Source organism: Rhizobium leguminosarum, from assembly GCF_010668065.1.
Taxonomy (GTDB): Bacteria; Pseudomonadota; Alphaproteobacteria; order Rhizobiales; family Rhizobiaceae; genus Rhizobium; species Rhizobium leguminosarum_S.
Genome location: NZ_WUEN01000031.1, coordinates 1 through 11,986, shown reverse-complemented (window position 1 = coordinate 11,986; position 11,986 = coordinate 1). Strand labels below are relative to the sequence as shown.

Below are 11,986 nucleotides of genomic sequence, written 5' to 3'. Positions count from 1 at the left end.
TCCCCAACCCCTCCCCACAAGGGGGAGGGGCTTAACCTGCCGCACCGCAACTCCCAAAACTCCAGATCGGCAAACGACGAGATGATCTCGGGCAAAGCGGTGATACTGGGCTAGCCCCTCCCCCTTGTGGGGAGGGGTTGGGGAGGGGTCTTAGATCGGTCCGAACCGGCTACATATCGACCAAACCCCGGGAACCCACACCCCAACTCCCGCATTGAGCAACCAGCCAAAAGCTGCTTGACTGCCCTACCCCCACGACTGTGAATGGAGCCCCCATGAGCCGCATTTTCATCAGCGGTTCCACCGATGGCCTCGGGCTTGCCGCAGCCCGCACCCTCATGAAGGAGGGCCATGACGTCGTGCTGCATGCCCGCTCCCGCGAGCGCGCCTCCGCCATCGCAGAGACTTCGGCCGCCGCCCTCGGCCTCGTCATCGGCGATCTCGCCAGCGCCACCGAGACGCGATCGATTGCCGAGCAGGTCAACGCCATCGGCCGCATGGACGCCGTCATCCACAATGCCGGCATCTACCTCGAGCGGAGCCGGGGCGAAACGCCTGATGGTCACGCCAAGACGCTGGCGGTGAATGTGCTTGCCCCCTATCTTCTCACCGCCTGGATCACGCGCCCCGATCGCCTGGTCTATCTCAGCAGCGGCATGCACCGCAGCGGCAGCAGCACCCTTGACGATATCGATTGGAAGAAGCGACCGTGGAACGCCAGCCAGGCCTACTCGGAAAGCAAGCTCTATATCGCCACCCTCGCCGCCGCTATCGCCCGCCATTGGCCGGATGTTCTCAGCAACGCCGTGGATCCCGGCTGGGTGCCGACAAAGATGGGCGGCGCCGGCGCGCCCGACGACCTCGAAATGGGGCACCTTACGCAGACATGGCTTGCGGCAAGCGATCCGGGAGCTGCGAAGGTCAGCGGCGGGTATTGGTACCATCGGCAGCAGCGGGAGGCGGCGGTGGAGGTTGGTGATCCGGGGTTTCAGGATGTGCTGGTGGGGAAGCTTGCAGGGTTGACGGGTGTTCGTATCCCAAGCCTTTCCAGATAAAGCCAAACCATCTCCGATGGGAGGTTGCAGTGGAACGCATCTTCCAATCTTTCTACCCAGCCAAGATCAGACTGATCCAAGAGGCACCAATCACTCGGCCTTTGTAGACGCGCGTATCACTCATGAAGTTCTCATCTCGGCTCAGTGGAAGGCGTAAGACCCGTCGGGCTCACGTGTTGGGACAACCAGCTCGTCGCGGGCGAACATCGCTGCCACTGCCTTGCCGACGGGATCGGCCTCAGCCTGTAGCCGCTCGCTTGCCATTCCCCGCTGGAGGGCTGCGACATCGTCGTCTACATCGCCCATGGGCCATAGCGCTGAACTCGCTAGGCGTCGCTTGCGCATCATAAGGCTCTGGAGAAGGCAGTCGAAGGATTGCTCACGATAACCTTCGTGCACCGCCATAGGCACATGTACCGTCACAGGTCGAGTTTGGCCGATGCGGTGAACGCGGTCATTGCACTGCTCTTCTACGGCCGGGTTCCACCAACGAGACAGATGGATGACATGTGTTGCAGCGGTAAGCGTTAGTCCCGTACCGGCCGCTTTAGGCCCAAGGACGAGGAGATCGAAACCCTGATCTTCGGACAGATGTCTTTGAAACCGGTTTACGATCGCCTGCCGCTGGGAGATCGGAGTCTCGCCGTTGATGAGATCGACACGACCGAGGCCCAACTCACTTCGAACAAGCTCAATGAAGCGGTATTGCATCTTCCGATGTTCGATAAAGACGAGCGCACGTTCGTCGTTCGCCTTGACGCGCCTCAATATCTCCATCGTCGCATGGAGGCGACCAGAAGAGTACTCGAAGTCGTCATTGCTCATCTTTGCGTCCAGAGACGGATGAACCGAGACACTCCTGATATGATGTAGCATCTTGAGCTGCGCGCCCAATCCTCCGCGGGCCAGCTTCAGCCGGGCGTCGTCATAAGCAAGCGCCTGGAGATCGGGCATCAGACGGGGATGGATGAACCTCGATTTAACCGGCAGATCGGTGGCGACGGTCTCCTTCAGACGACGGATTGCCAATGGCGGCACACTGCCGCGGCGCTCGAAAACACGGGCATATAGCTCAGCCATATTGCCTTCTTCGGGCTTCAGGTACCGTTGGCGGAATTCCTTGAGGCTATCAAGTGAACCGGCTGCCAACTGATCCATGACAGCCCAGAGATCGACGGTGCTATTTTCAATGGGAGTGCCCGTCAGCCCGATCCTGAAGTCGGCGTTGACCGAGCGGGCGGCAACCGCACGCAAACTAATTGGGTTCTTCAACGCCTGGATTTCGTCGAAGACCACTGCGGAGAAGGGGATGCGTGCAAACGAGTGCTGATAGTTGGTCAGCGTCGTATAGGTTGTCAGTAACCAGAACCGATGGGCCCTCCCCTCGGCGACCGCTTCATGCAGCGCACCGAAATCAAGCTTGGCCTCACCGCTTTCGGTATCTGTACCCCTGGCGCCGGTGAGCTTGCGCCCTCCGAGACTGGAACCGTAGAGGCGAATGAGATGGCCAAGCCCCTGTTCGTCCATGTGCCGACTGACTTCCTGTTCCCAATTTTCCAAGAGGGAAGTCGGCGCGACAACAAGAACAGGCCCACGGTTTTTGGCTTCGGGACGAGCGATCGCCGTTTTCAGCCATGCTAGGAACGAGATTGTTTGGAGCGTCTTCCCGAGCCCTTGTTCGTCGGCATTAAGAACGCCGGGCAATCCCGATCGCCAAGCTTGAACCTGCCAGGCCAAGCTTTCGACCTGATGAGATTTGAGCGACGTGCGAACTGCATCCGATAGGTCATCTGGGACTTTGGATGTTCTCGGCTTCAGCGCCGCGTGCCATTTGACTTCTTCGTAATTGACTTCTGTTTCTAAAACGAAGGGTCCCGCCTTCTCGACATCAACCTCGTCACCCTTCTCGGCAGCCCGGCTGTCAATTTGCTCGAGCTTATCGTCCAGCAGCTTGAGCATCTCAGCACGCGCCGGCAGGACCAAGTCCTCAAACTCCACCGTCGGCTTCTGCATCTCGATGGCTTCGGCGACACGCTCACGCAGGGCTTGGAGCTGCGCTGCATCCTGCCGTCCTAGCACCTCGGCCAAGCGACCGGCGAATTCTTCGGGCAGCCACGTTGTACTGCTCTGCTCAAACTGCCCAAGGTCCGGCTTTTCATACTTCACGATGCCCGTTACGCGCTCAGAGAATTCCCGCGTCTCTACTAGAACGGGGCCGATTGCGGCTTCGATGACTTCCTGCTCCGCCTCGGGTGACAATCCGTCCAGTTTTCCTGAGCGGCGAAGCTCAGCCTCGATTGCCTCGGTCAATTTGGGCAGTGGGTTCTGGATAAAAGCGCGGCGCTCATCGGGGGCCGCCTTTTGCATGTCCGCCATGACCGAGAGTGCTGACGCGGCCGAACGCTCCACAACGACATAGCGCCCAGGAGACAGACGATAGGCAGGTAGGGCGCCGCGTCCTCTGACCAGGGACTGGAACCTTTGTAGGTCAGGGCCCCCGACTTCGCTCATTGATTCGGAAGCTTCGGCGAAACCAGAGGTGACGCCATGCATGTCCAGCGTATCGCCTGAAAACGGAACCACGTCGAAGTCCGATTCGCCCCTCGGGGAGATTGAAAAACGGTCAACGAGACGCACTTCAAGACCGCTTAGAAAATCGGTCATGGAGATACGCGACGCTTCACCGCCATCGACCCCCGAGGCGCCGGGATCGAGCGCCTTGCGGAAGCGCCCGAGCGCTTCCCAGTCGGTGGTGTCGCCCTGGCCGGAGTGATAGGAATCGGCGATCTCAATGGCGTCGAGCATCCAAAGAGGCAGACGCCTTGTTCCCTGCGCAGTATCGAGGATTGCGCCCGTACGATGCGGCAACTGACGCTGGCCGTTGCGGGACCATTCATAGCGGAGGCGGAAACTAGATGAGCCGACGATGCCTTCGACATCCGTCTTAAGTATCATGTCGACGAATGGAGGCAATCCAAGCAACTCACCTGCCTCGCCGGAAATCGATGCGGCGATGCGATGAGACATCACGATTCGATCGGAATCGATTGACAAAGGTTCACCAAGCCCATCTGCAACGGCGCGCAGATCAGCGATGGCGTAGGCAAGCGGCCGTTCTTCCGCACTCAGATACTGGAGATCGGCTTTTGAGTTCCGGCGAACGAGGCGGTGAAGAAGACTTGCGCTCTGATCCTTTACAGTGAGGACGATGGCGCCTGGCGACGTGGATAAAGAAAGCTTCATGGGAAAGACCTAAATTTGCTCCAGTACCCAGCTTTGCCAATCGCCCACATGTGACTTCGATTTCGAACGGGGGATAAGCCTGATTTTTTCACAATCATATTGCCACTGATACAGGGCGGGTGCCCGTTGGTCCGCCTCGTCAAAAATGTGTACCTTGTAGCTGTGCGAGCCCTCAATGACGATTTTTCTGCCTATTTTGAGTACGAGCAGCGAGGTGTTTGACCTGCCCCCGCCAGCGGTCTGCAATCCGAATCTAAGGGTTCCGTTCCCACCGCCGCGCCGTTTCGCTTCCCGCTCTGCGGAAACACTGAAAGCCACCCATGCGGCGTCCACCCGACCCTTGTTATGCAGGCCAAGCCAGAATTTCCTGCGAGGCTCCCACATGTGGCTGTCTTCAACCGCCGATACGACATCCAGAAAGAAGCGGATATTTTCTCCGGTCAGCCAACGAAGAATAACAGCCATTCTCTGTTCTGGCACAGCTGACCAGATGCCGCCGCGCTGGACCCGAGGATCACCATAAATGCCGATGATATTTTCGGTGAGATATCGTAGGTTGTCTTGCGAGGGGGTACGATTGACCCAGTGCCCGAGCAATGCCGAAACAGCCTCTCCAGCACCCGTGGTCTTGGCTTCTCTACCCTCTGGCTTCAACCATTCGACAAGCCGCTCCATTTCAGCCCGCTTGTCCAGATGGGGCTCGATCTGCTTCAGATAAGCTAGGTGAACCGCGTTCATCAAACCGGGTGCATGGGGACTGCGTATGCCCATCGTCTGTACGCCGGTCCAGAGATTATCCATTGAGACCATTTTGCGCGCGATGGCCTCAGCGACCGTTTTTGGGGACAACATCTCCGGCGCGGCGTCTAGGAGGATGCGCCAACGAGCGCCTAGGCGGTCCTTCACCTTTGACAGCGCGTCGGAGAGCCTCAATGTGTGATCTGCCTCTGGATCGAAACTGTCCATGTAGATGGCAAATATAGCGCTGAGGAAGCTGGTTCGCGTCGAAGCCTGCGTCTCGCGATAATAGAAATCCCGCAGTCCGGCGAGGTCCGGTCGCTCGCGGCGCTCCTCATCGAACAGCGCCCTGCCGGCGCTGGTGATCAGCGATAGTTTCGTGTCTTCCCAGTGATCGCGCTCAAGGCGCTCTCGGACCATCGCGACGAGGTTCTCGCGATCCTTATCGGGCGGATTTGCCACGACATCGGGCCATCGGGACAAAATCCGCTCGGTTCTGGAGCGCAGCGGATTCAAGGATGGCAGCGCGGGACCGGTGAATTGACGATTCTGTCCGAGAGCTGTGGAAAGGCTCAATTCGCTTCCTTTCGCAGAGTGTTTACGGTCAACGCATCTTTTATGCGTTCAATTTCTTCGGACTTGCTTGGTGTATACATGATGATACGAAGGTCGACACGACGATTCGTGTCTCTGCCTTCCTTCGTCGCGTTGTCTTTGACAGGTCTCATTTGGCCATAGCCAGCGACGGAAAGAACGGGCTGCTTGCGAAAGTTGAGAAATTCGACGAGTTCGGGCGATTTTCCAACAATCACCGAGAACGTGCTGTTGGCGCGATTGGTCGACAGGGCAAGATTGGCCGTAAAGTCTCCGGTGGAATCCGTGTGGCCTTCGATTTGTAATGCCTCAATGATCGCGTTGCCGGGATTGCATTCCGGCCGCCAGTTTGATCGAGCGCCTACGGTATAACAAGGAAGAATCTGTGCCAGCCGGGTTGCAATGCTTTCAACGATGGCGCGGCGGTCTGGCCGGATTGAAAACGAGCCTGTCGCGAAAAGCCCATCACCCTGAAACCGAAGGGCATCAGTTTCTTCACTGATGACAACCTCGAGGTCTGGAAAATCCACTTTCAGTTGATCTCGTAGGGTCTCCAGGATGCGTCGTCGTTCCACTGCTGACAGCGCCAGATAGGTTTCGAGTGGATCGATTTTGCGAAGCTTTTCGAGTTCCTCCTTCAATTGCTCCACTTCGTGTCGCAGATCGTCAATTTCTTTCTGTTTGACGTCGATTTCCTCCCGTAGTTCCGTAATCGTGGCTTCGCGCTGGCTAACGAGCATCTGAAGTCGCATGATCTGGCGGCGTGCATCGTCCCTCTCTCGACGCGCGTCGTCCCGCTCCTGCGATGCCCGCTCATAATCCGGTCTCGGCACCATATTTTTATCGCTGTATTGACTCGCAAAATAGGCGAGCAGAAGGATGACGATAAAAAGAAAGCTCACAGTCATGTCAGTCATGGACACGAAGGCGCTTTCCTCCTCCTCTTCCCTGTAGCGGGTTCGGAAACCGCCGCGCATCAAGCTCTCCGCGATTGCGGTGCGAACTGCTCAGCCTGCTCGACGATATCCCGCATCGTATCAAGCGCCGGATTAAGTCGATCCTGCAAATCACGGACGTGCCCGAACATGCCCTGGACTGCCTTCTCGACATTCTCCGTATAAAGGTTGAAAGCTTGACCGAGCTTAACATCCATGTCGTCCAAACGATCGCCCTGCCCTCGCAGCTTCTCCAGCATGGTGGTCACGCTGCCGAGCGCGCTCTCGATCGCCTTCGCCTCGCTTCCAAGTATTTCCCCCGCGGCGGCAAGTGCCGATGCCGCAGACTCGGCCGTTGCCTCCGCGGAACGAGATATCGTGCTCGCAACATGCTGCGTGCTATCGGTCAACTGTCGAATTGAATTGTCCATCCGATCGACGATTGATTTCACCGGGCTGGCGGCAGTGACCAGCTCTGCGGCGGCTCCCTTGAAACTAGCCGCGGCTCTTTCTGAAGCCTCAGCTCCGGTCTTCACGCCATCGGACATGCGACGCATATCCGATGTACCTTGATCCAGTTGTTTAACCAGAATTTCGAGCCTCGTTCCAATTTCCGCGAGGGGAGCGAGCAAACCAACACCCGCCTTTTGAGAAACATCTTCGGCAACCTTTGCAATTTCCGCGCTCGTTCGGCTGAAAACTTCGGCAACATCCTTACCGGCGTTGCCGATTGAATCGCTTACCTGCTGGCTGGCAAGCTTCATCCGCTCCTGAGCGGTCTCGGTACCGACGCGGGTCGCTGCCTCGATCTCCTGCTTAAAGGACGCGGCCGCCTGACGCATATCTTCGGCCGCGGCCGACATCGCGCGCGCTCCCTCACCAGTGTTGTCCCTGATGCCTTCGAGTGTCTGGTTCATCACCGAAAGGAGCTTTTCCGCACCTTCGTTGAATGTACCGCCCGTGACTTCCGCTGTGTTCATGAGCGCCGTACGCAAGTCCTCAACTGCCCGCGCCACGCGTTCGGTCACGCCCTCCATTTCCGATCCGATCCGGCCAGAACTCTGGTCGAGCCGATCCGCCAATGCGCCAAGCCTGTCGCTCGCATCCGAAATCTTGTTACTCACTTCCGAAAGTGCGAGGCCGATCGAATCAGTCAGCTTGTTCGACAGACCGGAAACCATGTCCCCAACGCCTTCCGCACCCATCTTGCCGACTTTCTCGACGATCGGAGCCATCGCATCGGCGATGGAGCTTTGGATGGCTGCAGGAAGTTCTTCCCGCAACGGACGACCAATCTCGGCAACCAACTCCATCCCGATCAGTCGGAAATGCTCCCGCTGCTCACGTGTAGCGTTCAACTGTTCGGTGGCAAGCGCTTCGAGACTGATATAGGTGAGGTGCTTCTCAATCGCGCCGCAAAGCTCGTGGATCGCCTCTTCCAGGCGTCCATACGCAGTTCTCAGAACAATGGTGAAAAAGATCGAGCAGAATAGTCCGGTGAGGGACATGATGAACTTCGCAGACGCGACAGAAAGCAATTCTTGCATCGCCGCGCTGTCTATTGTGGCGCGCCCACCTAACGTTTGGAGTGCCGCGATCAATCCGAGAAATGTCAAGAACAGCCCGCTCGATACGAACAGTCCTGGAACAATCCGCCAAAATCCCACGCTGAACCCCAGATCGTCAGGATTCAGAAACATGGAAGGGCGGACCGCATTCCGCAAAATGATCTTGCCATTCTCTTCGTGAGGCACGAGCGTTTCGCGATACTTATTCCAAACTGTAGCAAGATGGCGCCGATATTTATTGCGCCCGCCTTCGTCGATAGCAGCAGAGAGACGATCGATGTTACGGCTAAATTCCGCGCCACTGGGGCTGCTTTGTATCTGCGCCTTGAGCCAAGTGACCGCCTTCTTCTGGCTCGCCACCTTGCAAACAAAGATCAACGCACACAAAGCCAATAATATAACCAACCCGAGTGCAACAATCCCCGGAGCCGCACTATCCTTTACGAGAATATTCGCTGCCGAAAGAATGAACCCGACAACGTACCGACCGATTTCTTGAACCACTTAACCCCGCCCCGCCAGCTCCATGACTATGAGCCGAACGTAGGAACTAAACCAAACGGCAGCCATGCAATCAAGCGGTATAGGAGGTTAAAGAGATACTCTCCACAATTGAACTTGCTCATATCTCCGCAACAACTCTAGGATTGGCACATCGTAGTGATTCACCGTCGCTGGATTTTGATTTTCTTGGGGGAACGATGATAGGCGCGACGTTCAAGACTAACCCGATTTCGCTGCACGAACTTTTGGTCGATTGCCAAAAGGGCAACCTGCAGCTTCCGGATTTTCAAAGAAGTTGGGTGTGGGATGAGGATCGGATTAAGAGCCTAGTTGCATCGGTCTCGCGTGCTTTTCCCGTCGGTGCATTGATGTCGCTGGAAACCGGCGGCGGTGTGAACTTCAAACCGCGCCCTGTAGAAGGTGCACCGGCCCTCTCAAAATCGGTGGAACCTTCGCTGCTTCTGTTGGACGGGCAACAGAGGATGACCTCGCTTTATCAGGTGACACTGCGAAATCAGGTCGTGCAGACCATCACGCCCAAAAACAAGAAGGTGAAGCGCTGGTTCTACATTGATATTTGCAAGGCGCTGGATGAGGCGGCTAACCGCGAGGACGCGATAATTGGCGTTCCCGAAGACAAGATTATTCGCACGGATTTCGGTCGTGAGATCGTTTTGGATCTCTCGACGCGGGAGCTTGAATTCGAGCATTTAATGTTTCCGCTTACCGCGATGTTTTCGTGGAACGATTGGCAAGTGGATTTCATCAACTACAGCAACAGGAAAGGCAGCTTCACCGAGCTTTGGCCGATCATCACCAAATTCCATGACGAGGTGGTCAAGAACTTCTCGGGTTATCAGGTGCCAGTCATCACCTTGGATCGGAATACAAGCAAGGAAGCAGTTTGCACGGTCTTCGAGAAGGTGAACACAGGCGGGAAGCCGCTCGACGCTTTCGAATTGGTTACGGCCATGTATGCGGCAGAAGGCTTCGAGTTGCGCAAGGATTGGTATGGTGGTGAAGGGGTAAAGGGCCGCCATCAACGTCTCGCGGAAACCCTCTCGGCAGCGGGACGCAGCACCGGCATCCTTGCAAATGTGGCTAATACGGATTTCCTGCACGTGATCTCGCTGTTCCACACGCGGGATCGCCGCTCAATCGCCACCGCGGAGGGCAAACAGGGCAAGGAGCTGCCACAGGTCACCGGCAATCGCCAGGCGCTGTTGAACTTGCCGCTATCGGCCTACGAAGCCTACGCCGACCGCGCGGAAGAAGGGTTCAAGCGTGCGGCCAAGTTCCTGCACGAACTGAACTTCTACAAGGTAGACGACCTTCCTTATCAGTCGCAGATCGTGCCGTTGGCCGCAATCCTCGCCGAAAGTGAAATGGCACTTGAACACATGGCAGTGAAGGAAAAGCTTCGCCAATGGTTCTGGAACGGCGTTTTCGGCGAACTCTATGGTTCGGCGGTCGATACCCGTATCGCCAAAGACTTCATCGAGGTCCCCATTTGGTTGAGGGGCGGAGCAGAGCCGGCCACGGTCAGCGAAACAATCTTCCGTTCCGATCGTCTGAAGACAATGCGCATGCGTCTTTCTGCGGCCTATAAGGGCATGCATGTGTTGCTGATGGGGGAAGGAGCACTCGATTTTCGCTCCGGCCAGAAGTTCAGCGATACGGTATTCTTCAGCGAGAATGTCGACATTCACCATATTTTCCCGAAGAGGTGGTGCGATGAGCGCAAGATCAAGCCGCAGGTCTACGATTCCATCATCAACAAGACGCCCCTTTCCTATCGGACGAACCGCATGATCGGCGGCGATGCCCCGTCGCTCTATCTGGCAGCGCTCGAAAAGGGACAAGCCGATATCCCAGCCATTGGTGGTGATGTTCTGGACCGGCTCTTGCGATCCCATCTCATCGATACTGCTCTTCTGCGCGCTGATCGCTTCGACGACTTTATGCAGGAGCGGCAACGTGCCTTGCTGGCTCTGATCGAAGGGGCTATGGGCAAGAAAGCGTATACGGGGACCATCGCGGAAGAAGGCGAAAACTTCGAGGCAGACGGTGATGAGGCCGAGGCCGTTCTGACCATAGCCGCAGAGTGACACCGGGGTCTCGGTTCCGAGCTGAACAGGAAACGCTGAGAAGCGGCGATTCTTGGCTTACAAAGGAAAAATGGCTGGGGCGCCTGGATTCGAACCAGGGGTGACGGTACCAAAAACCGTTGCCTTACCGCTTGGCGACGCCCCACCAGAGCTTGAGCGGAAACCGCCTGCTCAAATCGACGCCTGATTAGCAAAGCTCTTCGCCTGTCACAATGACTAAGTTTAACCCGGCGCAGATTTATGCGCTGCGCAGTGCCTGATGTCGTGCTAGAAATTGGCGACGTCATCGGCCCGAGATCATTCCTTCATGGACAGTCCCGCTTTCGACCTCGCTTTCGAGCCGGCCTATGGGCAGGCCGTGCCGGTTGTTGCAGGGGTCGAGCGGGTTACAGTGAACAATCCCGGGCCTTTCACCTTTTTCGGCACCAACAGCTATATCGTCGGCGCTTCCTCCGTCGCGGTCATCGATCCCGGGCCGGAGGACGAGGCGCATTATCAGGCGCTGATGGCAGCGCTTGGCGGGCGCGCGGTGACGCATATCTTCGTCAGCCACACGCATCGCGACCACTCGCCGTTGGCCAGGCGGCTGCAGGCGGCAACGGGGGCGGTGACGGTGGGGCAAGGGCCGCACCGGCCGGCACGGCCGCTCAGGGATGGCGAGATCAATCCCTTTGCCGAAAGCTCGGATCTATCCTTCGTGCCCGATATAACGCTCAGTGACGGTCAGACCCTATCGGGCAACGGCTGGGCGCTGAGCGCGGTGCTGACGCCGGGGCACACGGCCAATCATGCCGCCTTCGCGCTTGAAGGCCGCGACATCCTATTCTCCGGCGATCATGTCATGGCCTGGTCGACCTCGATCGTCGCGCCGCCGGATGGTTCGATGGCGGATTACATGACCTCGCTTCAGCGGCTGATCGAACGCGAGGACCGGCTGTTGCTGCCCGGCCATGGCGGACCGGTGACGGAGCCCTCGACTTTCCTCAAGGCGCTGAAGGCGCACCGCCTCAGGCGCGAGCAGGCGGTGCTGGCGCGTGTCCAGGCGGGCGATGGGCAGATTGCCGAGATGGTGAAGGTGATCTATCGCGACACCGATCCGAAGCTGCATGGGGCGGCCGCCCTTTCCGTGCTCGCCCATATCGAGGATCTTCTGGAGCGCGGCGAGATTGCGGCGGATGGGCCGCCTTCGCTTGCCGCCCTCTACCGGCCGGCGGCATGAACATGAGGGTGGGGTCATGAGG

7 protein-coding genes and 1 tRNA gene are annotated in these 11,986 nt (G+C 57.7%); 3 read left to right on the top strand and 5 right to left on the bottom strand.

Annotated features, from left to right (window positions below):
* Window positions 1-275 precede the first annotated feature (275 nt).
* Window positions 276-1,055 (top strand): SDR family NAD(P)-dependent oxidoreductase, encoded by a 780-nt coding sequence (locus tag GR198_RS35030; RefSeq protein ID WP_164070472.1) that lies wholly within the window; start codon window positions 276-278, stop codon window positions 1,053-1,055.
* Between the two features lie 141 nt (window positions 1,056-1,196).
* Here GR198_RS35030 and GR198_RS35025 read toward each other — a convergent pair whose 3' ends face one another.
* From GR198_RS35025 to GR198_RS35010, 4 genes are read right to left on the bottom strand one after another with little or no spacing between them, the layout of a single operon-like run.
* Entirely contained in the window at window positions 1,197-4,298 is a 3,102-nt protein-coding gene (locus GR198_RS35025) for a DEAD/DEAH box helicase (RefSeq protein ID WP_164070471.1), read from the bottom strand.
* A 9-nt stretch (window positions 4,299-4,307) separates the two neighbouring features.
* The gene (locus GR198_RS35020; protein WP_246711152.1) at window positions 4,308-5,612 is read right to left on the bottom strand and encodes an EH signature domain-containing protein; all 1,305 of its coding nucleotides are present in this window, start codon (window positions 5,610-5,612) and stop codon (window positions 4,308-4,310) included.
* Window positions 5,609-6,607 carry an OmpA family protein gene (locus GR198_RS35015; RefSeq protein ID WP_164070470.1) on the bottom strand — a complete coding sequence of 333 codons (999 nt, stop codon included), beginning with the start codon at window positions 6,605-6,607 and terminating at the stop codon, window positions 5,609-5,611. The genes GR198_RS35020 and GR198_RS35015 overlap by 4 nt, the downstream gene beginning before the upstream one ends.
* Window positions 6,607-8,637 carry a hypothetical protein gene (locus tag GR198_RS35010; RefSeq protein WP_130788933.1) on the bottom strand — a complete coding sequence of 677 codons (2,031 nt, stop codon included), beginning with the start codon at window positions 8,635-8,637 and terminating at the stop codon, window positions 6,607-6,609. The genes GR198_RS35015 and GR198_RS35010 overlap by 1 nt, the downstream gene beginning before the upstream one ends.
* A 197-nt stretch (window positions 8,638-8,834) precedes the next feature.
* On the opposite strand from GR198_RS35010, the gene GR198_RS35005 reads away from it, so the two are divergent.
* Window positions 8,835-10,745: a GmrSD restriction endonuclease domain-containing protein gene (locus GR198_RS35005; RefSeq protein WP_164070469.1), complete on the top strand. Its 1,911-nt coding sequence runs from the start codon at window positions 8,835-8,837 to the stop codon at window positions 10,743-10,745.
* Between the two features lie 71 nt (window positions 10,746-10,816).
* Here the strand turns inward: GR198_RS35005 and GR198_RS35000 are convergent.
* Window positions 10,817-10,890: transfer RNA gene (locus GR198_RS35000), tRNA-Gln, on the bottom strand.
* A 162-nt stretch (window positions 10,891-11,052) separates the two neighbouring features.
* Between GR198_RS35000 and GR198_RS34995 the strand changes: the two genes are divergently transcribed.
* Window positions 11,053-11,964, top strand: a complete 912-nt coding sequence (locus tag GR198_RS34995) for an MBL fold metallo-hydrolase (RefSeq protein ID WP_164070468.1) — start codon at window positions 11,053-11,055, stop codon at window positions 11,962-11,964.
* Window positions 11,965-11,986 lie beyond the last annotated feature (22 nt).